At 52.7% G+C, this 26,209-nt stretch carries 24 protein-coding genes, 1 tRNA gene and 1 pseudogene; 9 read left to right on the forward strand and 17 right to left on the reverse strand.

The window, feature by feature from the left end:
• The first annotated feature begins 521 nt into the window (after positions 1-521).
• Positions 522-1,805, forward strand: a complete 1,284-nt coding sequence (gene gntH, locus ACRZ91_RS15670) for a guanitoxin biosynthesis MBL fold metallo-hydrolase GntH (RefSeq protein WP_480906961.1) — start codon at positions 522-524, stop codon at positions 1,803-1,805.
• A 669-nt stretch (positions 1,806-2,474) separates the two neighbouring features.
• On the opposite strand, the gene ACRZ91_RS15675 is transcribed toward gntH, so the two are convergent.
• The 6 genes from ACRZ91_RS15675 to ACRZ91_RS15700 all read right to left on the reverse strand — a co-directional run bounded on the left by ACRZ91_RS15675 (position 2,475) and on the right by ACRZ91_RS15700 (position 7,877).
• Positions 2,475-3,485, reverse strand: coding sequence for a DUF2955 domain-containing protein (locus ACRZ91_RS15675; RefSeq protein ID WP_480906963.1), 1,011 nt, complete (start codon positions 3,483-3,485; stop codon positions 2,475-2,477).
• Positions 3,475-4,539 (reverse strand): HlyD family secretion protein, encoded by a 1,065-nt coding sequence (locus ACRZ91_RS15680; RefSeq protein WP_480906964.1) that lies wholly within the window; start codon positions 4,537-4,539, stop codon positions 3,475-3,477. Before ACRZ91_RS15680 ends, ACRZ91_RS15675 begins: the two co-directional genes overlap by 11 nt.
• On the reverse strand, positions 4,536-5,615 hold the full coding sequence (locus tag ACRZ91_RS15685; protein ID WP_480906966.1) for an AI-2E family transporter: 1,080 nt from the start codon (positions 5,613-5,615) through the stop codon (positions 4,536-4,538). Before ACRZ91_RS15685 ends, ACRZ91_RS15680 begins: the two co-directional genes overlap by 4 nt.
• A gap of 179 nt (positions 5,616-5,794) precedes the next feature.
• Positions 5,795-6,121 carry a potassium channel family protein gene (locus ACRZ91_RS15690; RefSeq protein ID WP_170471240.1) on the reverse strand — a complete coding sequence of 109 codons (327 nt, stop codon included), beginning with the start codon at positions 6,119-6,121 and terminating at the stop codon, positions 5,795-5,797.
• Between the two features lie 32 nt (positions 6,122-6,153).
• Positions 6,154-6,387, reverse strand: coding sequence for a hypothetical protein (locus tag ACRZ91_RS15695; protein ID WP_170773453.1), 234 nt, complete (start codon positions 6,385-6,387; stop codon positions 6,154-6,156).
• Entirely contained in the window at positions 6,387-7,877 is a 1,491-nt protein-coding gene (locus ACRZ91_RS15700; RefSeq protein ID WP_480906968.1) for an ArnT family glycosyltransferase, read from the reverse strand. Before ACRZ91_RS15700 ends, ACRZ91_RS15695 begins: the two co-directional genes overlap by 1 nt.
• A 117-nt stretch (positions 7,878-7,994) precedes the next feature.
• On the opposite strand from ACRZ91_RS15700, the gene ACRZ91_RS15705 reads away from it, so the two are divergent.
• The 4 genes from ACRZ91_RS15705 to ACRZ91_RS15720 all read left to right on the forward strand — a co-directional run bounded on the left by ACRZ91_RS15705 (position 7,995) and on the right by ACRZ91_RS15720 (position 11,706).
• The gene (locus ACRZ91_RS15705) at positions 7,995-8,756 is read left to right on the forward strand and encodes a glycosyltransferase family 2 protein (protein WP_480906970.1); all 762 of its coding nucleotides are present in this window, start codon (positions 7,995-7,997) and stop codon (positions 8,754-8,756) included.
• Positions 8,753-9,052 (forward strand): lipid-A-disaccharide synthase N-terminal domain-containing protein, encoded by a 300-nt coding sequence (locus ACRZ91_RS15710; RefSeq protein WP_010443061.1) that lies wholly within the window; start codon positions 8,753-8,755, stop codon positions 9,050-9,052. The genes ACRZ91_RS15705 and ACRZ91_RS15710 overlap by 4 nt, the downstream gene beginning before the upstream one ends.
• 170 nt (positions 9,053-9,222) lie before the next feature.
• Positions 9,223-9,858 carry a GNAT family N-acetyltransferase gene (locus tag ACRZ91_RS15715; RefSeq protein WP_480456034.1) on the forward strand — a complete coding sequence of 212 codons (636 nt, stop codon included), beginning with the start codon at positions 9,223-9,225 and terminating at the stop codon, positions 9,856-9,858.
• Between the two features lie 78 nt (positions 9,859-9,936).
• Positions 9,937-11,706: a tetratricopeptide repeat protein gene (locus tag ACRZ91_RS15720; protein WP_480906972.1), complete on the forward strand. Its 1,770-nt coding sequence runs from the start codon at positions 9,937-9,939 to the stop codon at positions 11,704-11,706.
• Positions 11,707-11,833: 127 nt separating this feature from the next.
• Here ACRZ91_RS15720 and ACRZ91_RS15725 read toward each other — a convergent pair whose 3' ends face one another.
• The 5 genes from ACRZ91_RS15725 to ACRZ91_RS15745 form a co-directional block, all read right to left on the reverse strand.
• Positions 11,834-12,577 (reverse strand): hypothetical protein, encoded by a 744-nt coding sequence (locus ACRZ91_RS15725; RefSeq protein WP_480906974.1) that lies wholly within the window; start codon positions 12,575-12,577, stop codon positions 11,834-11,836.
• 200 nt (positions 12,578-12,777) lie between these two features.
• A complete protein-coding gene (locus tag ACRZ91_RS15730) occupies positions 12,778-13,698 on the reverse strand; it encodes a hypothetical protein (protein WP_480906975.1) in 921 nt (306 codons plus the stop codon).
• Between the two features lie 137 nt (positions 13,699-13,835).
• Positions 13,836-15,146: a gluzincin family metallopeptidase gene (locus tag ACRZ91_RS15735; RefSeq protein ID WP_480456030.1), complete on the reverse strand. Its 1,311-nt coding sequence runs from the start codon at positions 15,144-15,146 to the stop codon at positions 13,836-13,838.
• 12 nt (positions 15,147-15,158) lie between these two features.
• Positions 15,159-16,475, reverse strand: a complete 1,317-nt coding sequence (locus ACRZ91_RS15740; RefSeq protein WP_480456029.1) for a TfuA-like protein — start codon at positions 16,473-16,475, stop codon at positions 15,159-15,161.
• Entirely contained in the window at positions 16,472-17,665 is a 1,194-nt protein-coding gene (locus tag ACRZ91_RS15745) for a YcaO-like family protein (RefSeq protein ID WP_480906977.1), read from the reverse strand. The genes ACRZ91_RS15740 and ACRZ91_RS15745 overlap by 4 nt, the downstream gene beginning before the upstream one ends.
• Positions 17,666-17,824: 159 nt before the next feature.
• On the opposite strand from ACRZ91_RS15745, the gene ACRZ91_RS15750 reads away from it, so the two are divergent.
• Positions 17,825-17,900, forward strand: a tRNA-Thr gene (locus ACRZ91_RS15750).
• A gap of 55 nt (positions 17,901-17,955) precedes the next feature.
• On the opposite strand, the gene ACRZ91_RS15755 is transcribed toward ACRZ91_RS15750, so the two are convergent.
• Positions 17,956-18,363 carry a hypothetical protein gene (locus ACRZ91_RS15755; protein WP_480907088.1) on the reverse strand — a complete coding sequence of 136 codons (408 nt, stop codon included), beginning with the start codon at positions 18,361-18,363 and terminating at the stop codon, positions 17,956-17,958.
• Here ACRZ91_RS15755 and ACRZ91_RS15760 point away from each other — a divergent pair.
• The 3 genes and pseudogenes from ACRZ91_RS15760 to ACRZ91_RS15770 all read left to right on the forward strand — a co-directional run bounded on the left by ACRZ91_RS15760 (position 18,316) and on the right by ACRZ91_RS15770 (position 20,234).
• Complete coding sequence (locus ACRZ91_RS15760) at positions 18,316-19,152, forward strand: site-specific integrase (RefSeq protein ID WP_480906979.1); 837 nt, start codon at positions 18,316-18,318, stop codon at positions 19,150-19,152. The genes ACRZ91_RS15755 and ACRZ91_RS15760 overlap by 48 nt on opposite strands.
• 195 nt (positions 19,153-19,347) lie before the next feature.
• Positions 19,348-19,818: pseudogene (locus ACRZ91_RS15765) on the forward strand (IS66 family transposase); the annotation flags it as partial.
• Between the two features lie 5 nt (positions 19,819-19,823).
• The gene (locus ACRZ91_RS15770) at positions 19,824-20,234 is read left to right on the forward strand and encodes a hypothetical protein (RefSeq protein ID WP_480906981.1); all 411 of its coding nucleotides are present in this window, start codon (positions 19,824-19,826) and stop codon (positions 20,232-20,234) included.
• Here the strand turns inward: ACRZ91_RS15770 and ACRZ91_RS15775 are convergent.
• From ACRZ91_RS15775 to pseB, 5 genes are all read right to left on the reverse strand, one after another.
• Positions 20,222-21,562 carry a hypothetical protein gene (locus tag ACRZ91_RS15775; protein WP_480906983.1) on the reverse strand — a complete coding sequence of 447 codons (1,341 nt, stop codon included), beginning with the start codon at positions 21,560-21,562 and terminating at the stop codon, positions 20,222-20,224. The genes ACRZ91_RS15770 and ACRZ91_RS15775 overlap by 13 nt on opposite strands.
• An 81-nt stretch (positions 21,563-21,643) precedes the next feature.
• The gene (gene pseG, locus ACRZ91_RS15780; RefSeq protein ID WP_480906985.1) at positions 21,644-22,741 is read right to left on the reverse strand and encodes a UDP-2,4-diacetamido-2,4,6-trideoxy-beta-L-altropyranose hydrolase; all 1,098 of its coding nucleotides are present in this window, start codon (positions 22,739-22,741) and stop codon (positions 21,644-21,646) included.
• Between the two features lies 1 nt (position 22,742).
• Positions 22,743-23,888: a polysaccharide pyruvyl transferase family protein gene (locus tag ACRZ91_RS15785; RefSeq protein WP_480906987.1), complete on the reverse strand. Its 1,146-nt coding sequence runs from the start codon at positions 23,886-23,888 to the stop codon at positions 22,743-22,745.
• A gap of 51 nt (positions 23,889-23,939) precedes the next feature.
• Entirely contained in the window at positions 23,940-25,157 is a 1,218-nt protein-coding gene (gene pseC / locus ACRZ91_RS15790; RefSeq protein WP_480906989.1) for a UDP-4-amino-4,6-dideoxy-N-acetyl-beta-L-altrosamine transaminase, read from the reverse strand.
• A complete protein-coding gene (gene pseB, locus ACRZ91_RS15795) occupies positions 25,091-26,143 on the reverse strand; it encodes a UDP-N-acetylglucosamine 4,6-dehydratase (inverting) (RefSeq protein WP_480907084.1) in 1,053 nt (350 codons plus the stop codon). The genes pseC and pseB overlap by 67 nt, the downstream gene beginning before the upstream one ends.
• Positions 26,144-26,209: the final 66 nt, after the last annotated feature.

Below are 26,209 nucleotides of genomic sequence, written 5' to 3' on the forward strand. Positions count from 1 at the left end.
CCTGCCGGGGTCGCCATAAGATTCAGAAATAATCAGTAAATTTTGTTAATCACGAAGTAGAAGCGGTTTGTGCAATGCGTCAGGATTTAGCGCGATGTCCATTATACTTGGCGATACACGATTGAAATTTGAACTAAGATCAAAAACTTGCACATAAATTGCACAGAAAACGCGATTTTGTTCGGGCGACTGTGAAGATTGTAAATGTTTCGGATTTACCAGCCAGTCTCCCGCTTTGTCTCCAACCAAAGAATTCCAATTGTGCCCAAAATAATTGAGTTATGCACGGTGGAGCGATCAGGGTAAGGACTCTAACTGTCCTAAACGGCACACAAGAAATCGAACGCTTTAGCTTCCTGAAGCCTGAATTCATAGCTCACTCAAATTGATTGATTGGACTTAGAAAGTGATTGCCGTTTAGCTTTCGGTTTCTCAGTGAAACGGGTTTTTTGTGACAAGACTTGCCAGCTGCATTCAATAATTGCGATCCTTTAGTATGACGAATCTTAGCAGATGTATTTTTGCCAGGTTCTTTTAGGGGGAGATTGTCGATGGCTTTTTTGAAACCTTTCATGCGTGCAATAGCGCTCAGTTTTGGTATTTTTGTTGCTTTCGCAAACACCGGGATTGCGGAAAACCAAACCCCAACCGAATGGTCTAGGACCGAACCTTTCCCCAACCAAACGGTTTATTATCCTGGCACTGAAGCACTTGGTCCAGACGAAATGCGAGTTATCGCGTGCGGAACCGGCATGCCCCAACCACGTCTAAAACAAGCTGCTGCGTGTTTCCTAGTTGAGCTAGGGAATGGTGAAAAATTCATATTTGATATGGGTGAGGGATCTTACGAACGGATCATGGCGCTTGGAATTCCATTGGATCAGCTCGACAAGGTTTTCCTGGGCCATCTACACCTCGATCATGCCGGCGATTTTCCTGCCTTTTACTTTACTGGCCCTGTGAACAATCGCCTTACGCCTGTACGTCTTTGGGGACCCGAGGGGATTAAACCTGAATGGGGAACCAAATCATGGGCAAATCACATGAAGCAGATGTGGGCGTGGGAAGAAGCGACACGGGGTGCAGCCGTCGATCCAAGAGGGCTCCAGCTTGAGGTCAACGAATTCGACTGGAAAGCAGTAAACAACGTTATTTTTGACGAAAACGGGGTTCAGGTTAGAACACTTCCGGCAATTCATGGTGAACAGGCCGTGAGTTTCTTGCTCGAATGGAATGGCCTGAAGTTTGCTTTTTCTTCCGATACGCTTCCGACTCGTTGGTGGCGCGAACACGCTGCTGGGGCCGATCTTGCCATTCACGAATGCTTCACGCCGCCTGAGTTCATGATTGAGAAATACGGATTTGCACCTTCGGAAGCCATTTTCGTGGGCTCACAGGGGCACACTTCCGCGCAGGCATTCGGGAAGATAATGTCCGAGACGGAACCGCGGTTGGCGGTTTGCTATCATTTCCAAAACGATCATGACATCGCACTGGCTGTCTATTCGGCAATTCGGGAAACCTATGATGGTCCCTTGGACCTGGCTGCCGACTTCATGACGTGGAACGTGACGAAAGACGAAATTCGCACGCGCCAGGGCGTACCGAATGAAGAGTCTTTTCCAGCACCCGTTCAAATGGCCAAGCAACCGCCAGATTCTGCTGCTGAGTTTCCTTTCTCGGAATTCGATCTTGAGAGTATGGACCTAGGCGCTGCGGAAGCGACGAATGAAATGATCGAAGCTTTCAACGCGCGTTCGGGGAACAACGAAGTAGGCGCTTACACTAGTCTCCCATTCAAGTAATGTGACAATTGCGGTTTTTGGCCAGTTTCGACTTAGGCCGCATACTGTTCTCTTCGCGTCGACGGCAGCTAGGACAAATGCGCTAGCGGTCAGGCAACTTTGGTAACGAATTGTGCGATGGAGTTCTCGAGCTCAAAAAACCTTGGGGTTCGCCATCGTACGTAATAGGCGCAAATCTGCGCACGAACGAACGTGCGTTGCACAAGACCTTATCGCTCCACACGTCGAGCTGACGAGCTTTCAAATAACAGTTTCTGGATAGAACAAATGGCGAACAAAGGGGTGCAAATGGCGAATTCAAATGCCCAAAACAATAGAAATTTTGCACAAAACCCGCACAACAGCACAGCTGATTTCCATTAAAAAATTGAAAAATAACAATAAACCATGCTGACCTGCTCCCCTCCTAAGGGACAGGTTGCAGGTTCGAATCCTGCCGGGGTCGCCAGACTATTCATACAAATACTGCGCTTTCTATCAGTTAGATGCTTCCTGTACCCCGAATTGTGACACACATCGAAGAACCGGTTTAGCTTTCGCGACGACCTATGAGTGCTTAAGTCACCGCAAACCGACCGACCTGAACGGTTTTCAGGCCAAATGAACAGAGCAGAAGGTTTAAGTTGGTGACGCCACTGGTTTTAGATCAAAGCACTTTTGCAACACATTCTATTGAGCTGCACGGCGCTCTTGTTCTGGCCAAAACTCATCGACCACGACATATGCGATGATCACGAAAATGGCCGCGCTGGCGACCTGCAATACTCTTGTGATGCTCTTGACGTCAGCCTCATCGGAAAACGGAGCGATCGAACCACCGTAAACGATCAGAACCGTTGTTAATGCCGAACCTGCAGCAGCGGCGAGCGGGACCTGCGATTTGCCAAGCGCTCCGAGTGTCAGGCAAATGAAAAAACCCAACAAAATTGGGGTAAGAATAACCGGAGCTATTACGTTTATTTCATAGCAGATGATTGAAACCGCCGCCCCGAGGAGATTAGCCGTTAGCATGGCTTTGGCCACGGTTTTGCCCATCGACGGCATGGCTGCAAGTTGTTGGCTAAGAAGCGCGACAAAGAATAGGACCAACAGGGCTGAAGCGCCGGACACAAAAAACGCCATCGCGAACGGAACCGTGACAAGCGACATTCTGGCGATCCGGCGATGCGGGTCAAAGTCAGGCGAAGTATTGGTCTTTTTCTGAGCCGCTGTGGGGGGGGCAGCGGGTATCAACACAAACATCAGCGTTGATATGAAACCTGCAAATAACAGGTTCAAAGGTATCCAAAATACAAGCACCAATGCCAGATCCTGTGATTGCAGAACAAGGTTTGGGATCATCAACGCACCCATGAGGGCTATGACACCAGGCAGGACGCCTGCGCCAGAAACGGACCACATGAATGACAGGATGATACCAATGGCAACTAGAATCAGAAACACCAAGGGATATGGGGCGAAGACTGACGACAGCAGGAATGAAATGAACATTAGCCCGATCGAGAAGACAAAGAGCTTTGCAAATGCTGCTAAGGGCAAAGCAGCGGGTGCCTGAAGAAACAGCGCGGTGAAGACCGCTCCTACCACCGCAAGTGGCCACCCCAGAAATAAGCCCAAGGAGAATACCCCGGTGACGCCGAGTGCCAGGCGTACGACCGAATTTCGATCCTCAGTACGCATAGGACAGGATTGATACCAAACGGATATAGGTCCGACCTACCACGTTCAGCAGAGAGTTTTCGCTCAGATACATGATAACGTCGGCCTGCCCATTAAGCTGGAAGCGCAAGTCGTCTTCGGCATTCGCGGCTTCGTAGCCAGGCAATACGATCCGGACTGGAAAGCGTTCAGGCTCACGAAGAAATCCTTTGGTGCTGGGCGGGCTGGCCAACTGGCCGGGCTCATCCCCACCGCTCAGGGAGACTGCTGCGCTGAAGCTCTCGATCACGCCTGGAACAATCTGGCCGGGATGCATGTCCAGTACCACATCGACAGGTGATCCTACCGAAGCCCGACCAAGGTTGTTTTCGGTAAAATACGCTTCGATCCAAACGTCTGTTGCATCCAGAAACGTCAATAGGTCCTGACCAGATCGCGCATATGTTCCGGGTGCGATCAACAAATTGGATATGACACCTGTCGCTGGAGCACGCAGTTCTGTCCACTCGAGATTAAGCTCTGCATCCGCCAAGGCAGCCAATGCGCGCTGGATTTTCGGGTTGTTAATTCCGTCGTCGCCCAATCGCTGTTTGGCTTTTTCCAGATCCGCTTTGGCGTTTTCAAAATTTGCCTCGGATTCTGCCAGTTGCCCACGCGCGTCATCGGCCTTTGAAATCGCAATCAACCCTTTCTTTTCAAGCGCAAAAACACGCTCGGTCTGAATGCGCATCGTGTCGAGATCACTTTGTGCCCTTGCCAGCTTGGCTTGTGCAGCGCTCACCTCTGCCGAGGATGCACCCACTTCCTGCGTGGCTGATTCAAGATCAGCCTCGGCCTTGTCGCGATCAATTTCGTAAGGCCTTGGGTCAATTCGAACCAGAACATCACCGGCTGATACGACCTGACCGTTTTCGACAAGAACTTCGGTGACTGTACCGGTGACCTGTGGAACGATCTGTGTCGCAATTGCTTTTACTCGGGCATTCCCGGTAAATGGCGTTTTTCGGTCAGCAACGAGATACCAGACCAGAAAAACAATTATGACAGCCAGAGTTGTCCAAATTGTCTTTCTCATTTTGCGTCTCCGTTTGCCGCGCTTTCGGCTTCGGGGCTGGCATCGATCCAGACTTTGAACAATTCATAGAAAACAGCAAAAAGAACTGGCCCCATGAATATGCCGATCAAGCCATAGGCCATCATGCCACCAAGAACACCGATGAGGATCACCAGCATGGGAGTCTCAAGGCCTTTTGAGATGAACACAGGTCTCAGGAAGCTGTCCATAATGGTTACTGGTATGGCTAAAATGGTAAAGATCAGGGCAGCCCCTCCGGACATGGAACTCCAGGCGTAGATGATCACCGGTAAGAGAACCAAGCCGGGCCCGATTTGGATAATCGAGAGTATCAGGCAAACGAACGCCAAGGTGGCGGCCGAAGATATCCCGAACAGCACCAGCAATATCCAAACGACGACTGCCTGAATGGCCGCGACGCCAATCACGCCTTTGGTTACATTGCGGATCGTTGCACCCGCCAGTGTAATGAATTCGCCGCCGCGCGGCGCAAACACACGATTGGCAAAGCGCTGAAGGCCCTGAACCAGACTTGGTCCTGGGCTGAACAAGGCTCCCATAATCAGTACAGACAGCGCCAGTCCAAGAAGCCCGATCCCGATCCCCAGTACTTTTCCAAATAGAGACTTTGTAATCTCAAGGATTTGCGCACCATATTTGGCGAGCGCTCCATCCAGATTCCGCTCAAACAATCCCCAGACCTCGGCAATTTTGCCCCCGACCAACGGTAGTTCTTTAAGGCCTTCGGGTGCCGGTGGGATCTTTAATTCGCCTTTGTCCGCTTGTTGCGCAAATTCAGACCCAAGTTCTGCAGCGCCAGAAACAGCTGTTGCGACGGGTCCCAAGGTCAAAACCAGGCCCGTCAGAACGAGAATTGTCGCGGCAATCTTCTTTCGCCCGCCCAACTTGGATTGCAGCCAATCAAAAACCGGATAGAGCGCGACGCAGAGTATCGTTGCCCAGATAACCACACTTGCGAGTGGGGCAATCATAACCAAAGCGCTGTAGAGGAATAATCCGAGAAAAAGCAATCGTATTGCCAGATCGACAATTCTGGCGTCTTGGGTCTTTTCCATTCTATCCCTCCACTATTGGTTGTCCCAACATTACACTCAAAAAAGCTGATATGTATATTTATTAACTGCCAAAGATCTTACAGTGGCCTGAAGACACAGATGGATCCGGATTAAGGCTTTAGCTGTTCTGGCAATAAAGCGATTGCGCATGACTTTTTGTGGGTCGAACCTTACGAGGTTTATTTTTCTGATTTCTCATCGTTCTGGGACAAAATGGTATCCGCCACAGTGGTTGCCGTGGTCACAAATATCCCCAGGCCGACGATGATGTAGATCATCGTAAAGATCTTCCCCGCTGCGGTTTCCGGAGAAAAGTCACCAAATCCCACAGTCGAAATCGTCACGACAGAAAAATAGATGGAATCGAGCCAGCTCCAGCCTTCGACATAATGATAAAACACCGATGCCCAAAGGATCATACCGGCCGTAAAGGCCAAAAGTCCCTTTACTCTGCCGTCCTTGAAGGCGACACCGATCCCTCGCGATATTCTGGTTAGTGCATTCATTGCGATCTCACTTTCGAATAATTGCATTTGTATCAGAATTGAGGATTTTCGGAAGAAACAAAGCTGATGAACATGCCGCTAATTTCACGGAATGTTCCATAACTGCCAAAACCAAACAGGGTTTTAAGGTCGTCACCGCTCTGGCGATGATGCTCGTTTGGAATAAACACCTTACCGATCTTAGGGATGGGAAACACTTCCATTCCGAAGAACTTTGCCCGCATGCCACCGAACAGAGATTGTTTGCGAGTGAATGGGCTTGTCATCAATCAAGGTGCAAACCGCGTGCCGTCCAATAGACAAAATCTGTGCCTTCAACAGATTGCCGATCCAATCCAGAAAGTTCATCTGAGAACTGGTTAAGTTCCTGGGCTCGGCAAACCCCTCTCAAAGGACCGGAAGTATAGCCAAATCTTTTGAGGTAGCCCGGTAAATCAGAGTGCCTCATATACACGAACCGTCGATCGGGTGACGCGTACACTGAGGCGGCACCCAAGGGCAACCGGTGTCTGTTTTTGAACCCGCATACAACAAGTGTTTCATCTGGCTGATGGGTTGATTGCAACGGCGAAAGCAGATCCTGCAGGTCTATGCCGAACTGTTCTGCGGTGTTGGGATGACTATAATCAACCGTACGTTTGATCGGACCCTGCTCGGAAAAACACAACACCGCCAGCAGTAAGGCACGCACCCAAAGCCGTTTTGAGATCAGCAAGATGCCCCCAGCTGCGCCCACCATCAACATCGGCAATATCAACAAAATATAGCGATCATAGACCTTTCCCGATGCCATCCACATTGCCAGGAAAAAGAACATTGCGATTCCCGCAGTGGCAAGCAGCCGTGGTCGGCCGAGTGCGAAGGGCAGGGCGCAAAGGCCTAAGAAACCCGCGAACCTTAAGACTGGTGCATTACCCAGGATGATTTCTGACAGCTTCTTTAGACTTCGATCTGACACGGTGGGTGCAAACCGGTGTAGCATTTCGCCGCGCACACTGCCTTGAAACTCGGTATCAAATCCTAAGCGCAGGTATTGGAACAACGGCCATAGAAATGCCAACAATAAACAGGCCGCCATGGTCCATTGGAAGGTTTTGTTTCTTAGAATCTCGCTTACGGGTCGATCCTGCCAGCGCCGGGTTAGAGCAAGTGTCAGGAGTGCCAGAGCCAAAAATGCGAGTGGGGTCGGACTTTTCTGCAATCCAGCCAGAAACACAGTGACCCCGAACCATGGCCACAGCTTTGGACGCTCGAACGCGGCAAGCATCGTGACCACCCCCAAGGTGGAAAAAAGCATTGCGCCGCTATCCAGCATGGCCGATGTCGCATGTCCCCAGAAGTTTTTTGAACTGGACACAAGCAAGACCGCAGGCAACATCAGCCAAGGTTGATCGGGAACCATAATTCGGGCGAGCAAAGCCGTTGCGATCAGCGACCCAAGCGCAAACAGCATCGAAGGCAGATGCAGGGCCAGCATGTGCGACATTCCCTGCTCGATCAATGCCGCTGTCATCCAATATTGAAGGGGTGGTTTTTTTAGGCTGGGCTCATTCTGAGAATATACTGCAAGCCAGTCATTGTTGCGGATGAAACCCAGGCTGCGGTCATAAGTAAAAAATTCATCAATCTTTGACAGGCCATCTTGCCCCAACCCGGACATGTACCAGCACCACAACAATGCGATGGTGATGCCTGTTATTGCATAAGGTAGCCATTTGTGGGTCTGCAAATGTTCGATGCCCGAATTTTGGACCACTCTGGTTATCCTCTGACTTGTTGTAATATGATGTGTTTTGGACTAGGCGAGTACTTGAATTTCGGGGTCTGATCAATCACAAACCCCGGTGACTGTATCCAAGAAGCTTTGATTGCGATGTCGACTGAATCTAAGGAAAATGCTGATAATCGACCCACAGTTTCGATTGTGATTCCCATGCATAACGAGCAAGGGGCCGCTGCTGGATTGATTCAGGGGATCTGCGACGCCGCTTCTGATCTTCCTGCGTTCGAGATCATCGCGGTCGATGATGGTTCGACCGATGGTACCTTTGCGGCGCTGCAGGAGATGCAGAAAGAATACCCGCAGTTGCGCATCCTACGGCATAAAACGGCAGGTGGGCAAAGTGCCGCTGTCCATTCTGGCGTCAAGGCCGCGCGCGCCGATATCTGTTGCACTCTGGATGGCGATGGACAGAACCCGCCAGAAGAACTGCCCAAGATCTGGGCGCCGCTGGTATCTGGCGATGATGCGCAGGTCGGTCTTGTGGCGGGGCAACGGGTCGGTCGGAAAGATACCGCATCAAAAAAGCTCGCCTCGCGATTTGCGAATGCCTTGAGGGGCTGGATGCTGAAAGACGGTACCCGCGATACGGGTTGCGGTTTCAAGGCGTTCAGAACGCAGGCGTTCGTCGATCTTCCGTTTTTCAACCATATGCATCGATACCTGCCAGCGCTGTTCAAAGCCTACGGATGGAATGTTGCACTGGTTGATGTGGCGCATCAGCAGCGCATGACCGGTGAGTCAAAATACACCAATTTCGGGCGGGCCATGGTTGGCATTTGGGATTTGTTCGGCGTTGTCTGGCTGACCCGCCGCGCCAAATCTGTTTCAGCAACCGAGGCAAACCGGTCGTGAAAGAAACCATTCTGGAAATCCTGCACGTCGACAGCCCGACCGAGGCCCTTTGGGTATTCATTGGTCTGGCTGGTCAATTGATGTTCAGCGCTCGTTTCATCGTTCAGTGGATTACATCAGAACGCGCAAAGAAATCGGTCATACCGATGGCCTTCTGGTACCTTTCGATTGGCGGCGGGCTGATACTTCTCAGCTATGCGATCTATCGCCGTGATCCAGTTTTTATTCTGGGCCAGTCGATGGGTTTGTCGATTTACCTACGCAACATCTTCCTGATCCGGGCCGAGAAGCGCTGATTAGGTCTTCGCTCGCACTATTCAAACATTCTTCGGACTTGACTGGTTGCCCCGTTCAGCGGGTCGCAGCCGACGTCAGGCTTGTGTGAATAACCCTTTCTTGTTTCTGGGATATTTGTGCTAGTATCGCACGCATAGATTTTTTCATTTTGTTTCAGGAGTCGTTTCCTTTGCCCGATACCTCACACCGGCAGTTCAAGCTGCGCCCTCTGGAAAAGGCTGATCTTGAGATCGTGGCCCGCTGGTTTCAGGATGTTCAAGACCTAGCTCTGTTCGACAGAACCACGCGAATTCCGCAAAATCTGACGCAAACCGAACACTCTTGGGAAGGCGCTGTTGGCATTTCTAGCAGAGAGGAAAAATGTTGGTTTGTGATTGAAAATGATGATCGAGATGCGGTCGGCGTGGTTGGTCTCGAATCGATTTCACCCTTCAATCGGGATGCGGTTGTTCCGGTTTTTGTAGAAAAGTCATTGCGGCGCCGGGGCGTGGCGGTGCGAGCTGTTGCATTGATGTTAGATTTTGCCTTTCAGCAATTAGGACTTAACCGGATAACTTCTTATTATCGGGCCGACAATCACGGCAGCCGCGATCTGATCAGTCGATTGGGTTGCCAGATCGAAGGCACGATGCGGCAGGCTTGGTTCGCGGACGGGCAGTTTCACGACATGGTGGTCGTCGGTATGTTGCAACAGGACTGGGCTGAGCGTCGGAACGTGTTGGCACAGGAACTGGGCCGGGAAACGGTGGTCAGTTTTGGGGCAACAGGCATGTCTTGGCCGCCTGAATGCGGTTCTGTTATTTGAAATGATGCGAATTTTGCTTGGTATATTGTTAAAACGCTCTTGTCGGATTCGACGAGACCACGCAGTTGAGTGCACCCAGTGAATACGACCGGTTCGGACACATCAATCAGACAAAAGCTCGGGGCGGTGCTGTTTGCCGATGTTGTCGGCTATTCCCGCCTGATGAGTGAGAACGAGATGGATACGTATAACGCGTTGAAATCTCTTTTGTTCCAGCTCGAAGAGACTTGCTCGAAATATCAGGGCAAAATCATTGAAGTGCGCGGCGACGGTATTCTTGCATTGTTTGATACGGCCACCAGCGCGGTTGAATTCAGCATCGAACTGCATCGAATTGCGGCCGAGCATAATCTGACGCGGCCGGACGGCCAGCACATCAAATTCCGTGCGGGCGTTCATTTGGGCGAGGTTTTGATGGATGAACGTGGCATCCACGGCGACAACGTCAACATCGCCGCCCGCCTGCAAGAGATTGCCGAGCCCGAGCGGGTTTATGTTAGTGCGGCCGTTTATGAGCAGATCCGCAACCGGCTGCGTTATGGCTATGAATTCCTTGGCCCCAAACAGCTCAAGAACATCATTTCTCCGGTCGCGACATACTGTGTTCGAACCGAGGTCGAAGGAGCGACAATGGCCGCCACCTTGCGTCCTGAGATGCAGTTGGAGGTGCTCGAACGGCCCGATATCCCCTCGGTTGCGGTATTGCCGTTTGCCAGTCAGGGTGGTGAGGAAGATGATAACTGGGTCGCCGAAGGGCTAACCGATGACATCATCATGAACCTGTCCAAGTTCCGGAACCTGTTCATCATCGCCCGAAACTCGTCCTTCTTCTTCAAAACCCAGTCAATGTCGCCTCAAGAAGCTGCCCGGCGCCTAAACGTGCGCTACATCGCGCGCGGCAGCGTGCGCCGATCATCCAGCAGAATCCGGATCACGGCCGAGCTGATTGACGCCAACACCGAGCGCACCATCTGGGGCGAGCGGTTTGACCGCAAGCTCGACGATATATTCGATATTCTGGATGAAGTGACTGAATGCATTGTTGCAGCCACCGCAGTGATGATCGAGTCGCATGAAAAACAGCGCATGGTACAGGCGATCCCGTCAGACTTGCAGGCCTATGGGTCTGTCCTTCAGGGGCAGCATCATATCTTCAAGTACACACGCAACGATAACCGCAAGGCGCAGCATTGCTATGAATCCGCTCTTGAGCGTGACGGCGGCTATGCGCGGGCTGCAGCAGCCCTGTCGCGTACGTTGAACATTGATTGGCGCTATTCGTGGACTGAAGACCCAAACAGCGCACTCGACAAGGCACTATCGTTGGCCCAACGCGCCGTGGAACTCGACCCGACCGATGCACGCGGGTTTGGAGAGCTGGGTTATGTACAGCTTTATCGAAAAGAGTTCGATTCCGCGATCGAATCCTACAAGCGCGCCCTGCAGCTGAACCCCAATGACGCGGATATGCACTCGGACTACGCCGACGCACTGGCCCATTGGGGAGATAACGATACTGCTATCAAGCATCTGCAACAGGCAATGCGCCTTAACCCGTATTTCCCTGATCAATATCTGTGGCATCTGGGCGGAGCCTATTACAACCTCAAGCGCTACGACGATGTGATCGCGTGTGTGAACAAGATGAACAACCCGACCGAGGGGCAGCGCGTGCTGGCCGCCAGCTACGCTCATAAAGGAGAATTAGATATGGCCCGCCAGATCGCTGACAAACACCGCGCGGCACATCCTAATTTCTCACTCTCGCGCTGGGCCAAGGTTCAACCAGACCGTCTGTCCGACGATACGCAGCATTTTGTCGAGGGGCTCAAGAAGGCCGGGTTCTGAGTGGCAGGTACGGGCGTGGTTTGCGTCGCCGTTTTTTATCTATCGTCGTGTCCGATGCAACGATGCGTCGTCTGAAGTTTCAGACGGAGTGGGGGCTAGGTTGCCGTTCGAGGAACGAAATTGAAGGTCAGCTTTTAGATTCCAACGACCAATCTTGCGCTTTGACCTCAAGGGCTTCGTCTCGCAGGTAGAAATGAAAATGTCGCGTTCCAACCCCTTCCATCGTGATCCAAGGTGTGGCGTCCATGTCGTCTCGGGTATTGCCGGAAATTTCGTAGAACTCGCCCCATGACGGTGCCAGCCCGCTAAAACGGCATTGGCCCCCATACCAACCATGGTCATTTACTGGTGTAACACGATACCTCTCGCAGCCTTTGAAGCAGACTGTGATTGCAGGAATGTTTTCGTATTCACGATATACGTATGGGTTTGGCCGCATATGGGCCAATAGCGTTTGACCATTCTGCTCAATCTTGAGGCCAACATCGTTTGGATGCGCGTTCCAATCTTCATTGAGGCGCGAAAATGTCGGCAGATCGTTAGTTTGGAAATGCCAGGGCAATTCGTCTTTAGGGGTCCAAGTGACGAAATGACGATCTGGACGCCGCACTAATGGCTGTAGAGTATCCGTCGATTCGTTGATCAAGACGGCAACACTGCCCCGCCGTGCCATCTTCCAGCCCGTTAGGCAATTCCTTATCCGCCGACCATCGACCTGAGCAATCGACAAGTTTCGGTCAGCAACCTGCAACACGTCTCCTGCCTCTGGTACATGTGTGAGCTGATCCAACATCAGGACAGTGCGAGGCCTCCCAGCTTCATCGTCTGGCAGGTTAAATACATCGGTCAGGCGACCCTTGGGTTTGCGCACACAGTTACTCCAAAAAGTTCAAACTGACCCTACCAATCAGGGCGAACGTTTGGAAGCAGTCGCTCCTAAACCGCGAAGCATATGCGAGGTATGGGCTCAATGCAGTCTTAAAGCTGTCGCTGCCCACACACCTGCACGTATGTGGCCAGCAACACTTGTCATATCAGGCTTAACCCAACAGCGCTTTGCTTAATCAGGCCCTATTCTCCGCGGGCCTTTGCACCGCTGACTTTGGCACCTGAAACTTTAGCACCCGACACTTTGGCCCCGCTGACCTTGGCGCCTGAAACCTTGGCCCCGCTCACCTTGGCTCCCGATACCTTGGCTCCGGCCATCATCGGCGCGTCGTATTCGAAATAGACGTCCAGCAGCACTTCTTCGACCTGACCGGCAGCAATATCCATGCGGATGGTGTAATCGGCCTGATCATAGTTCCAGACACGGATGTCGTTCGCCATCTGGTAATCCGCCGCCGCGACACCGGACCTGGACGGATCCAGCGGAGCACGCGCGGCCTGTTGTGTCGTATCTGCAGCTCCGGCAGTTTCCATGCTGAACCCATAGGGCAGGTTGCCACCTGTGGCACTGTCGCCTTCGCCATGGACCAGAAAGATTGTCGGTTCCGGCATCTCGTAATATGTGCCGTCATATGCGAAGCCATAAATCCGCGCCAGCCGGGCATCGCCTCCGAACTGGTCCCCGATGAAGTTGTTGACGCCACGACCCCTTCTGCGGTCATCTTGTTCAACATATAACTGCCTGTTGTGGTGATCTGCGGCCTGCAGCCAGAATGTATGTTTGAATTGCCGCCCCCGACGAATGTAAACCAGAGAATCGTGTGAAACCTTCTTGCGTCTGGTCAGGTCCAGATTAAAGGTACCTCCTCCGGCAGATACAACTTTGTAGATACCCGAGTCTGTGTTTGGCGTCGTTCCGACCTGAAGCATTACCCGGTCGTTTTCTCTGACCGGTACACCGTCTATTCTGGTAAATCCTGTCGGAATGCTGGCGACATCTGGCGACTCAAGCGCCAACCGGACCGATTTCTGTTTAAGTTTTAGATCACTTAACTCTCGCCCAAACAATAATACCTCGGAAAAACTGAGTAACGACTCAGACATATCACTTTCTCCCTATCGGGGGCTGACGGAGCTTTCTGCCACGTCCGTCCCGGTTTGCGCATTGGTCTGCGCTTCGTTTGTCGAATTATCACCCCGTGCCCGTAACCTGACATAAAACCGAGGTAAAAACAAAGACTTTAAGGTTCTTTTGGTTCGGGCGATAGTGTTCGAACCGATGCGGCGTGGCTCGAACCATCCGGCTTAGTCAGACGCGGGCCAGGGCGTGTCAATCCGATGTCGCGCATGCGGAAATTGCCTTCGATGATCTGGCGGAATGCCCCTCCTGTGATCTCTTGGTCAACAACAACCAACGCGCGCTCAACCCCGAAGTAGCTCAACATATCAGCATCCAGCATTTCCAAAGCGTCGGCAAGATAGGTGCCCAGCAAATCCCGCGCTTCTATCAGCGCCACGCGGAATCCTTCCGGTTCAGCGGCGTAATGCTCGTCGAATAAATCCTGCATGATCGCGTTGTATTCGTCAGAGCCTTCCAGCTCATCCGAAAGCTCCTCCATCTCGGGGTCGATCACATCATGTGCAACCAGCCGCTCGTGGTAGATATCGACCAGAATGTCGAACATCGCCCCGGTCAGCGGTTCCGACAGCGCGTGTTCACTGGACCAGCCATGTGAGAACTCGGACAGAGTCCGGTCATTAGCGGCGATGCGGATTTGCGAGTTTTGGGACAGCTCTGCAAATCGGCTGAGCCGGTTATAGGTATACAGGTTCCCGCGCGTGTTCTTCAGCAGTTCATCTACGACTGAACCGAAATGCAGTGATGCAAGCAGTGCCACCATATCTGCTGCTGATTCATGGAATCCATAATACTCGCCAGTTGCGTCCTCTTCTGACGGCATGCCGATGACGCTGTAGATGATGGCATGGCCGATCTCATGCGCTACGACGTCAAAATTAAGACTATAGGGGCGGTATTCCTCGCCATGTTCTCGAGTGCCGCCGGTCTCCAGAAATCCCCAGCCGATATGCGCGTTATCAAGGCTGGGCAGCAGGGAAAGTTCCAACCGTTCAAAATCACGCTCGAAATGCCAGGGGATAGGGCGGCCGAAATAGCCCTCCCACACATCCATCGTAAAATGTGCTGCGCCAAACAGATGGGCAGCTTCAAAGGCCGGATCGTCGGGATCGATATGGATAAAATTTCCGAACTCGTCGGGTTCAGGGGGCGGCAGGATATAGCCATCCCAGGCGGGCAGATACATCTCGGGCCCTTCTTCGCCTTCAATCATCGCGCCATAGGGGATCGTCTTGTCGACCGGGTACATCGCATACATTCGCGGCCCCGAGGGGCCCGGTCCGATCGTACCCTGCGGGGCAGAGATCTCGACCAGTTCAGGTTTCGAATTCGGCTCTAAAAAGGGCGATTGCGGATAAAGCAAGAACCGTGTGCCAGGAGTTTCGTTGTCCGAGTAGTCGGGCCAGTTCGTCATTGTCCCCTCCCGTTATTGTCCCGGTTCGCCTTCGGTGCGACAAAACATGTATTCAGCTTCAATCAGATCAAGAAACGCCTCGCGCCCGTCAAGGCCAAGCGCGATTGCATGGGATTCAAGATCATCTGGCACCGCCTGGTCAAGCCGCGTTTCAAAATACCAGAGCAGCGATTGCATTCTGTTTGCAGAACCATTCACCCGATCCAGCCCCGCCATCCGGCTGGCCTTGCGTCGCGCCCGATCACGCAGCGCGCCATAGCGACCATCGTGGCGCAGTTGGGCTAGCAGGGCAATGTCGAGCTCATCCGCTCGCGCTGTGATGGCCGTATCTTTGTAGGAACAGTCCGCCAGCAATGCCTCGTATTGAGCAAGCGTCAGATCGTTGTCCTGCAACCATTCCATCAGATCGGAGTGGCGGGGCAGGCGGGCCGCGCGACGGTGTAAAGTCATCTGTCTTCGCAGGGTATCCCGATCAGGTAGGTGATTTATCCGATATGCTTCGTCGCGCGCCAACAGGTGCAACGCGGCGCGGTCGCGTAGTTGGACATAAAGGGCAGGGTCCAGCCGCAGTTCGTCCACCAGTGCCCGCGCATCCGGGTCATGCGGAGCGGTCTCGGAATCCACACGAGTCCGCAGTTCACGCCAGACCAGAGTTCGTTCGACGCGTGTCGATTCCGGCGCGTAGGAACCTGCTTCCAGGTACCGCGCCATCTGCGCCAGCATCTCGCGTGCGTCGTCGCCTTTGGCATCCACCTGCCCGCCGGGCAACCAGTTCAGAAACGTCGCCGAGTCTGTGTCGGTCTTTGCAACCGAAATCACCTTGTCCCAAACCCGGTCGCGATAGTGCAGCGCCTTGGCTGCACCCAGCAATATCTGTGCCTCATCCTCCGACACCACTTTGGCCTTCACCGCTGCGGACAACGTGGCCCGGATCGAGACCATAGGCTCACTCAACGGTATGAAGCCAAGCTCGGCGGGGCCGTGCAGCACCGCGACCTCATCGTCATCTGCAATGGCGCCGCTCAGGTAATCCTCGAACACCCGTCCGACGCCGATCATCCCGAAATCAGCCAGTTCCGCCGCCCGCAAAGCACCCATGCTGGCGCTGCCGAATACGGGAATGCCCTGTTCCAGCGCCCACAGGATTTCCTTGTGCCAGACCGAAGGCACCCCGTCGAAATACCCGTCGATAATGCCAATTGCTTGCGGCCTGTCGCGCACCGCACGATACACATCGCCCTGCTGAACTGGGGGCAGGATGGTGGCATCCAGTTGTTCCTGCACGGCCTCGGGTCGCAGCGTGGGTCCAACAAAAACAACGACGGTCATGCCGACACCGCTCGCGCCCGCGGACCGGCGATGAAGTCAGGATCGTCATGCGGGGCTTCCAGCCCCGGAATGACCGCGCGGACGACCGCGATGTCGATCTCGGGTCGGGACAGATCAACCGTTACCACTTGGCCGATCCCGGCCTCAGACAACCGGGACAGAATCAGATCGAGATCCTCCGTGAAAGACCCTGTTACATGCGAGGGGCAATCCGGAAAACGCTCTGTCGGCTTTGCGCCTTCGATCAGCTCGCGTACATACCGTCCACGCCACAGGCGCGCCTCGTCGATAAACTCCTCAGGGTCCAGATCGTCTCGCGCGCCTGAAATATAGGTGAGCCGTGTCTGCGCCGCCTCGGTCAGCGCGCGTAGCAGCGCTATGGCGCGGTCGGGGTGACAGCCATCCCCGATCCCGATATGGCCGTTTGCCTCTCCGGTCTCGCAGATTACACAGCGAAAACTGGCGATGCCGATATCCGAGGTCGTGTCCCAGATCCCCAGTTCTAGCCCTGCCTCTGTGATCAGGCCCATTGCCTGACGGCAGCGCGGATCATCGACTGTATCAGGATCGATGCGGGGTGTTGGACCCCGATGATGCCACAGCGTCGTCGCATCGCGCTCGATCAGTTCGCAGATCGCGTGGCAGCTAGCCTCAGCGGCATCGTTGCCCGATGCCAGACCATTTGTCGTACGCGGAAACGCGCGCTGTCCGTTGGCCATAGAGGTCGTGTAATCCGTATCCACCATCTCATAGGGCACCCAGCAAGCAGCATCCGCGTTCAGGTCCTGCCCCTGCACCCACAGCATCGCGCCGTGAGGGTCAAACTGCCCTCCGGTCACGCGAGGCAGGCGGTCCACATCAACCACGTTTTCCTGCGCCAGATCGGTGTGGCTGCACAGCCGCAGCGGCAGCTCGATCCGTTCCGCATGCCACGACTCGATCGCCTCCATCACCCCCGAGGCCTGCGCCGCACTCAGCGACAATCCCTTGCCCAGCGACACCGCAACCGAGCGCGAATTGGGCCGCGTCACCATCACGGTCGGCAACCCGATCCGATCCAGTCCGGTCAGATTCGCGATCCGTGTGATGCCCATCTCTTTGAGAAACGGTTTGACGATGGCAAGGGTCTCTTCCGGATCGCGCAGCCGGTGGGTATCCAGCACATAGGTCTTCTGCGATTCTCCGAGCATTCAAATGACCTTGGTAAATATTTGATTAACCAACCAAACCCGCCAAGCGGATCAAGTCGGAGTCAGGATGCGGGATGATAGCGAATGGGTCAACACCACTGCCTGAGCGAACCGCCCTTGAATGACCTGTACCCTGCCGCTAAACGGAACCTCTGAATTGCCTCAATAGCTCAGCTGGTAGAGCAGGTCCTTCGTAAGGACAAGGTCGGGGGTTCGAGTCCCTCTTGAGGCACCACATGATCATCCAGTTGCGTCCGATCCAAGCTGATAGTAGCTTGTTTTAGCAGGGTTTATGCGAAAGTAATTGCGAGATCCCAGTTGATACCGGGAATAAACCCGACTTTCGCGAGACAGTTTGGTACCCGACAAACGATCGGATCGTGCATGAGTGGCAAACCTCTGCCAGACGCTATGAGGTTTCGACCATACGTGCCCATCTGCGCAGCATCCGCATGTTGGAGGATTGCATGGGTGGCAAAGCCTTCGATAGAGTCACGCGGAAAGACGCCGCAGCCTTTCGTGATCATTTGGTCAAACTCGGCCAAACCCCCAAAGAGCATGGCGGCCTGAGCACTTCCACCATCCGGCATCACGCGTCGCGGGTTCGCTAGTTCTTCGGCTGGCTCTGCCTTCAGGATGGCTACAAGCGATTGAGCCAGAACATTCTGCTCTGCCTCGAACTTCCAAAGGCGGTACACGCCAAAACCCCGCCTCGCGACGATCGCGATTATCTCACGATCAAGCAGGCGGAAAAGATGCTGAAGAAAATGCCCGATCGCACGATTGCAGAGCGCCGTGACCGCGCCATGGTGGCTTGTGCTTATACCAGTGGCTTGCGCGCCGCTGCCCTCACGACATTGCGACTGAAACACATTGATCTTGATAAAAAGGAACTGGTTCAGGACGCCAAAGAAATGCGTGCAAAGAATGGGAAGAGCTTTCGCAGCGTCTTCTTTCCGCGCACTGAGGCCTTCCAAAAATTCCTCATCATCTGGCTTTCGGATTTGGCTGCCTTAGGCTGCACCCAATACGACGCCGTGTTCCCCGAGATCGTACATCTGAAACAACGCGGCCCAGAGATCGGCGCGGTGCCCCCGATGCAATCCTCCTCAGCCGTGAGCTGTGCGTTTGACTTTGCCACCTCGTTGATCGGGCGCAAATGCACACCACACTCCGTTCGCGATACGCTCAAGGTGCTTGGCGATGAGCATTGCACCTCTCCAATAGATCGCAAAGCCTGGTCCCTGAACCTTGGCCATACGAACGAAAAAAATACAGAAATCCATTATGGAAAAATGTCTGACCAGCAACGTCGCAGCATCATCGAGGTGCTTTCTACTGGTGGACTGCTAACCGCCAAGGAAAACGCAATGGTGCTCGACTATTACGAAAGCCGCTTTGAACGCGGCAGTGACGATTACAACATGGCCAAACGTCTAGCCGAAAGACGCGCAGCCGCCCGGGATGGAGACGAGGTGCTGGAATAGAGCGCAATTTGGCAACCTCCTTCTTCACTTACGTTGGAAATATTCCGCCCTGTCATATCCAGCTGATGATGAAGGCTTGTGTATTCGGTCAATTTCAGCAACCAATTTGGACTGCTAATTAGAGCAACAGTGTGAGTCAGATCTTCTCCTACATTGAGCCGCCTTCCGTCCCCAATTCCCTGACGACGGACATACTACGACATTAAGCGCAAGATCTCGAGCCAATCTGCCGATGACCGCCGGGCTGTCCGGCATGACAAGACAAAACCGCTGGTCGATGAGTTCCACAAATGGGCCCAAGTCCAACCGACACGCATTCCCGGCAAAAGCGACTTTGCCAAGGCCCTCCGTGATGGCCTGAACCGGTGGCCCTCCTTCAAGCTGTTTCTCAAGGACGCCCGTGTGGCCATCGACAATAACACCGCCGAACGCGGTATGCGGCTCATCGGCGTCGGTCGCCGCAATTGGCTCTTTGCCGGATCCGATACCGGCGGTGAAACTTTCGCCCTCGCCTTGACCGTGATTGAAACCGCCAAGATGAACGGTCTTGATCCTCAGGCCTACCTCGCCAACATCCTCGACCGCATTCATGATCACAAAATGAACCGGCTCGACGAATTGCTGCCCTGGAACTGGGTGCCCAAAGCGCAGTTGATGGGCAAGGCCACGCGATGGCAACAACAACCTACCTCTTCTCAATTGCACAAGTTGCCCGCCTGCTTGGAGAGGACCTAGAACTGATCGAGGCCATCGTCGGAAACAACTGTAACCGCCCTATTGGCACCGACGAGGGGGTCAATTGCAATGTCAGCCAGAGCTTTTCGGGCTTTATCCACAGAAAGGCTCTCGGCGACGGTGACTATGTTCTCGTGCGCGATTTCGTCCTACAAACGGTGCAGGAACAAGGTCTTACTGACGTCGACCTGCCCATCGACAGCGATCAGGCGTCTGGCTCCAATGTTCGCCTGGACGGTGTGCGTGATCTGGCGATGGATTTCGGTTTCATAAACCCAATAATCTCGTATCCAATGGTTTGTAATCTCAAGCCGCTACTCCTAGGTGCAGACCGCTACATATACTGACTAATGGATTCAGTAAGTGATTTGGCATTTTGTGCGGACTGGTCTGCGCTAGGCATCCACTCGGCGTATGCTCTCCTCCAAGTTTCATTGATGTTATATGGCTTCCAGAACTTGGTACGGAGCATATCTGCAGTAACTTCAGGAATCAGACCGCTTTGAACAAATGCGTAGTAGTCACGTGTCACGAAGTCGAATTCGAAACACTGATATACGGGTACGCCCTGGTTAATGAGTTCTAGAGCGATAGAGGAGTTACCAACAATTGCCACATGGTCTTGCGTGGGGCGTTGATCAATGATTTCGACCTGTAATTCCCCAAAATCGCCGGGAAATATCTGGTTGGCTCGAGGGTGCCGCTTAATTTGCACTTTCTGCACACCCGGATTCCGCCCGAGTGCCTGGACAACTTTTTGTAAACCATCCGTATCGATTCGAGCGGTAGGGTAAATGACAACATCGCACGGTCCTTGGCGGTCATGTTCCAGGGACTCTTTCGGAACGCCGACAGTCTCCCGTCCAATCACAAAGATCTTGCCAGTTGTGGGTGCGATATCGCGATATGTTTGCAGTGATCGCTCGTTATATAGAACACTAAATTCATAGTCCAAAGGTGGAAATGCTGGGCTGACCTGAGCGTGTTGGAGGTAAAGCCGGGGAACGCCTAGGCTTTTCATGACAACGGAAAAAGCAACGCGGATCGGCGAGTGATCGTTGGCCTGAACAAAAAGGCGAGGTCGAACGGCATCCGGCTGCAAAAAGGCCGTCAGCGTTGACTTGAAATATCTGCTATACAAGATCAGTTGATGTACCAACCCAGCTTCTACCGTCTGTCGAGCATTAATGTAGTCGGAAAATACTTTTATCATTAATCTCGAAATAAACCCGTCCAATTGGTTCGGAACTTCGAGCTTTCGTGTTTTTTTGAGAAATGAATAATTGTTTCGTTCGACATCCAAGTTGACCAGTGCGCAGAGATTCTGAAGAAAATGAAACTCTTTTACATTGTTTTCGGTCTTTCCTTCGAAAGCGATTCCGTCAATGTCGGGAAGGATAACGCGTGAGACACCCGGCTCGATCGCTTTTCGCGCTAGATCAATAGCGTTCGCGCGGCGTGAAACTAGATCGATCTCTGCAGCAAATGCCGCCTGTTCCTCAGAGGTAAGACCGTCAGTCATAAGCTTATGGTAATCTGGTGTTTTATCTATTACACAAGCAACTCGGTGCAGGCCGTCTGCGTAGTTCGACAATGCTTTTCTGGTGACTTTTGTACGGACATCCCAAAACCTCGACAAAAACAGCTTCAATGCATCTAACCCCGCAGCGCTCATAGCCATACCTTCGACATAAGGATTTCGAATACCGGATCTAGCCGCGCATAAAAAGATCTGATTTGGTCAGGGTGCAAGCGATCAAATCGCTCTACACATTGTCTCAAAAACGCGACTACTTCCTCGACCGTCGCAAATCGCAGCGGCCCGCTGCGACATGACCTTTCGCACTTCTTTTCTCGAAAGGGTGCTTAGGGCTGCAATAAGTTGAGTGGCAAACTCGGTTTCATTTTCTAGTTCGACAGCAACTGCTGCACCAGCGTCTTGTAACGCTCGCGCGATCTCAATCTGATTTTGCGCAATTGCGACAACGATTGTTGGCAGACCAAGACAACAACGCTCCCAGCTTGTGCCTCCACCCGCACCAATGGCAACATCTGCGGACATCATCAACTCGGCCATATTCGGTGTTTCCACATGCAACTGTGCTGGGATGCTCAATCGCGATAATTCACACCGTACTTGATCGAGATGAGGTGCGTTGCGGCCCAAAATCACGTCGAGTGCTTCAAATTCTTGAGGCTGGTGAGTATCGAGGGTCTTAATGATACTTTTGGTCTGATTGTTTTTGTCGACCCCTCCCATGGTGACCATCAATCTACGTACCGGTCGAACGCCGCGCCGCGCGAGGCTCTGCGATCGAAGAGCGGCAAAATGAGGCTGAAGTAGAGCGTAGTGAGGCCCAGTCAGACACAGTGCATCTTGACGCAACAATCCCTGGTAGTCATCCTGAAGACGGCCAAGTGTCGGGTCTACCAGAAGATTGACCGCCATGGGTCTATTCGCAAGATCGTCCAACGCCATCATGCGCATAGCAAAGGGTCGCAGCGCAACGTGCCACTCATAGTCAAGCGCGTAATGATCGACAATGATCCAGTCGGGGCGACCACCTGGCAATTGACGCAGAACGTCTTTGGTATCCACCGCGTCCTGAGTTTGTGTAACCTGTAGCCAATTGGGAGCAATAAGACTTGACGTCGTATGCGGCGCACTCAGCATTGTCACTGGATGACCACGACTTCGAATAACCGACTCAAGATGGCCTTCAAGACGGCGGCATAGAAAATGAACTTGCCCGTTTGCTCGCGCGATAGTATCGGCCAAGGTCAGGCATCGCATCACATGCCCAGACCCAATTTCCAACGACGCATCGGTTCGAAATACAACGTTGAGGGACATCTCAGTGGTGCGCTGTCACAATTGCGTGCATTGAATCACGTGTTGCTGCATTAAATCGGGCGACTGTCTTTTCGAATTCCAGGAAGTTCGTAAAGTTTCGTGCGGCATCTTGCGCGAGCAAAGCTTCCATGAGTTGCAAAGGACCGCCGATCAGCTTTTGTACAGGTTTTGCATCGACAAGTTCATCTTGACTTACCTTCATTCCAAACAGCTTTTGCAATCTGCTCGCGGGCTTTGTGTGGACCGGCTTCGGCTTAATTAGAGAGCTTGGTAATCTGTAGCAGGGAATCGAGATTTTCCGGTCGAGTGTTAGACCGTAGTCAGCACCGCGCCCATCCTGCTCTAGAAGGTAGCTGGGTATACACCTTTGCAATGCGCTCACATGCCCATGTACGCGAAAGCCCACATGGAGATCAAATTCATCATAACCGTCTAAGCCATTATCGGGATCTTTATAGATTTCGCGTTGCGGCACATTCAATTTAGTGCAGGCATCTTCGATATCCGAATTCAATCCATGCAGCAGGCATTCGATCCGCGCGTCAGGAAAACGAGCGCGCAATGTGCTGACCAGCCCCTCGAAAATAGGGCGATACAAATCGCCTGCATGAGGATCACTTATTGCAATACTCCGGATTTGGGTTTTGTCTTCGAACGTTCGATCAGAAAATCGCGGGTCCCAAAAGGCCACATCACCGGACAGCCGCGCTTTGGACAGGCCGTTTTTCTCACAAAAGAGTTGAGTGATCGCGCCGCGAGACGTGAAGACAACTGCTTTCTCGGAAAAGCGCCGAAGAAGCTCTATATCTTCGTCCGAGAAACCTATCTGGAAGCGATGGTCCGCAAGGGGTGCGATACTTGTCCCTGCGGAGATTGCCGAAATCGGGATTTCTAATTCTAGGATGTTCTTAAGATATGGATAGACAATCGCCATATTCTTGCGGATTGCAAGACAAGCAAATACCACGTGATCGCAGTGCGAAATCATACCAGCAACGTTCTGCCAGTCATCCGCACGCCAAATGCTGATGAACTCCGCATCTGGATCTACTGCCTGCAACGCCTTTATTGTTGCGCGTTCGATGAGTTTATCACCAATGTTCTGAGAACCTTCGCGCGGATACGTGCTCACAATCGCGTATTTCATCGTCTCACCTCAAGTAAAGAGCATCCGAAGGATCCGCTGTTATTACCGGCCTCACACACCGAGACTCTCTGCCAGCGTTGAAATCACAAAATCTTGGTCGGTTTCGCTTAGTGCCGGGTATAGTGGCAGGCTGATTGCACGCGCATAATAGTCCTCAGCTTGCGGAAAGTCCCCTTCTGCAAAGCCCATTCGTCGATAGTACGGCTGCAGATGAACAGGTATGTAGTGAACATTGACCCCAATATCGGCAGCTCTCAGATGTTCAAATACCGGACGACGCAGGTCTACGTCATCCAAGCGAATACTGTATAGGTGGAAAGCAGACATGCAATCGTCAACGCGGGTCGGTACTCTCAACGGGAAATCCGACAAAGCCACGTCGTAGCGTTTCGCTAATACGTGTCGCCGTTTGATGTAATCCTCTAGGCGGGTCATCTGACTGAGTCCCAGCGCCGCATGTATATCTGTCATGCGGTAGTTCCAACCGAGATCAATCTGCTGGTAGTACCAAGGACCTTCAGACTCATGGGTCATGAGGGATTCGTCACGTGTGATCCCATGACTGCGCAGAATAGCCATTTTTGCTGCCAACTCTGCATCCCGCGTCACAGCCATGCCACCCTCTCCTGAGGTGATGATTTTAACTGGGTGGAAGCTGAATATGGTTATCGCTGTATCGGGATGAGCACCCACGGGTTGACCCTTGTAGCTTCCGCCAATGGCGTGGCTAGCATCCTCGATAATGGAAAAACCATACTGTTGCGCAAGCTTGCCAATCTCATCCATGTCCGCTGGCTGGCCGCACATGTGAACGGGCACAACAATTTTTGGGAGCTTGCCTGTCTTTTCCGCTTCAGCAAGCTTGGCCCCCAAGCGATGGGGACAAATTGTGAAACGCTCCGGATCAATATCCACAAAGTCCACCTGGGCGCCGCAATAAAGTGCGCAATTCGCCGATGCAACAAAGGTATTCGGTTGCGTCCATAGCCAGTCTCCGGGTCCCAGACCAAGTGCTGAGCAAGCTACGTGCAAAGCCGACGTCGCGCTGTTCATCGCGACAGCGTGCGGTACTCCGATTTTCTTTGACACCGATGCCTCAAATGCAGGGACGGCAGGCCCCTGGGTGAGAAAATTGGATGTCAACACCTCACAGACAGCAGCAACATCGCTTTCCGTAATGTCTTGGCGACCGTATGGTATCATCAAATAACGCCGATTTTCGCACGATTGACTTCGATCCAACGCACCAGCTTTTGAGGCTCCATCCATGATGGGTTGCTGTCACTGGAATAGACAAAGTCTTCCGCTACTTTTTTACCGCCCTTGATGCGACGATCCTGAGTGGGGTCATCACCACTGATTGCGGGCAAAATCTTGTAATACTTGTCGTATTCATAAGTGAACATTGCATCTTCAGCACCAATCATCTGCTCATGCAGTTTTTCGCCTGGGCGGATTCCAACAACTTCGTGATCCCTTCCTGGTGCCACTACTTTTGCGATGTCCATAATGTTCATCGAAGGGATTTTGTGCACGTAGGTTTCTCCGCCTTCCATATCTTCAAGCGCGTGCCATACAAGGTCGACACCTTGCTCAAGTGTAATCATGAAGCGGGTCATGCGTGTGTCTGTGATAGGCAGTTTTTCCCTTTCATTCAACGACATAAAGAATGGAATGACCGAGCCACGAGATCCCATTACATTGCCATATCGTACGACAGAAAAAGTTGTGTGCTGCCCTCCTGAATAGCTGTTTCCTGCAACAAACAACTTGTCAGATGCAAGCTTGGAAGCACCATAAAGGTTGATTGGGCTGGATGCCTTGTCGGTCGACAATGCTACCGTGCGCTTAACCTTCTTGTCTATGCAGGCGTCAATCAGGTTCATCGCGCCAATAACGTTGGTCTTGATGCATTCGAAGGGATTGTACTCTGCCGTTGGAACGATTTTCGTAGCTGCGGCATGGACGACATAATCGACACCGTCGAGCGCTCGGTACAAACGTTCGCGGTCCCGGACATCACCCAAGAAAAACCTTACCCTTGGGTCATTCTTGAAGAGTTTCGCCATCTCCCATTGCTTCATCTCGTCTCGCGACAGAATAATGAGGCGTTTTGGGTTAAACTTTTCCAATGTGAGCGGCACAAACGTATGTCCAAAGGACCCTGTCCCACCCGTTACGAGTATGGTCGAATTCGAAAGAATAGCTCCGCTCCTTAGCTTCTCGAATACCCAAAGGCCGGGTAGAAATCCCAGTCACTAGTTTCAGATAGTTGACCCTAAGGGGGCAGGGCAAGCCTAAAATAGTTCAGCAAACAATGT

It is taken from the genome of Ruegeria sp. O11, assembly GCF_056535285.1.

Excerpts from the sequence above, each read along its gene's own strand:
- ACRZ91_RS15730 (WP_480906975.1), bottom strand. The coding sequence starts at position 13,698 with ATGTCTGAGTCGTTACTCAGTTTTTCCGAGGTATTATTGTTTGGGCGA.
- ACRZ91_RS15735 (WP_480456030.1), bottom strand. The coding sequence starts at position 15,146 with ATGACGAACTGGCCCGACTACTCGGACAACGAAACTCCTGGCACACGG.
- pseG (WP_480906985.1), bottom strand. The coding sequence starts at position 22,741 with ATGTCCCTCAACGTTGTATTTCGAACCGATGCGTCGTTGGAAATTGGG.
- ACRZ91_RS15695 (WP_170773453.1), bottom strand. The coding sequence starts at position 6,387 with ATGACAAGCCCATTCACTCGCAAACAATCTCTGTTCGGTGGCATGCGG.
- pseC (WP_480906989.1), bottom strand. The coding sequence starts at position 25,157 with ATGGATGGAGCCTCAAAAGCTGGTGCGTTGGATCGAAGTCAATCGTGC.
- ACRZ91_RS15740 (WP_480456029.1), bottom strand. The coding sequence starts at position 16,475 with ATGACCGTCGTTGTTTTTGTTGGACCCACGCTGCGACCCGAGGCCGTG.
- ACRZ91_RS15675 (WP_480906963.1), bottom strand. The coding sequence starts at position 3,485 with ATGCGTACTGAGGATCGAAATTCGGTCGTACGCCTGGCACTCGGCGTC.
- ACRZ91_RS15775 (WP_480906983.1), bottom strand. The coding sequence starts at position 21,562 with ATGAGCGCTGCGGGGTTAGATGCATTGAAGCTGTTTTTGTCGAGGTTT.
- ACRZ91_RS15685 (WP_480906966.1), bottom strand. The coding sequence starts at position 5,615 with ATGGAAAAGACCCAAGACGCCAGAATTGTCGATCTGGCAATACGATTG.
- ACRZ91_RS15705 (WP_480906970.1), top strand. The coding sequence starts at position 7,995 with ATGTCGACTGAATCTAAGGAAAATGCTGATAATCGACCCACAGTTTCG.
- ACRZ91_RS15770 (WP_480906981.1), top strand. The coding sequence starts at position 19,824 with ATGGCAACAACAACCTACCTCTTCTCAATTGCACAAGTTGCCCGCCTG.
- ACRZ91_RS15680 (WP_480906964.1), bottom strand. The coding sequence starts at position 4,539 with ATGAGAAAGACAATTTGGACAACTCTGGCTGTCATAATTGTTTTTCTG.
- ACRZ91_RS15690 (WP_170471240.1), bottom strand. The coding sequence starts at position 6,121 with ATGAATGCACTAACCAGAATATCGCGAGGGATCGGTGTCGCCTTCAAG.
- ACRZ91_RS15745 (WP_480906977.1), bottom strand. The coding sequence starts at position 17,665 with ATGCTCGGAGAATCGCAGAAGACCTATGTGCTGGATACCCACCGGCTG.
- ACRZ91_RS15785 (WP_480906987.1), bottom strand. The coding sequence starts at position 23,888 with ATGAAATACGCGATTGTGAGCACGTATCCGCGCGAAGGTTCTCAGAAC.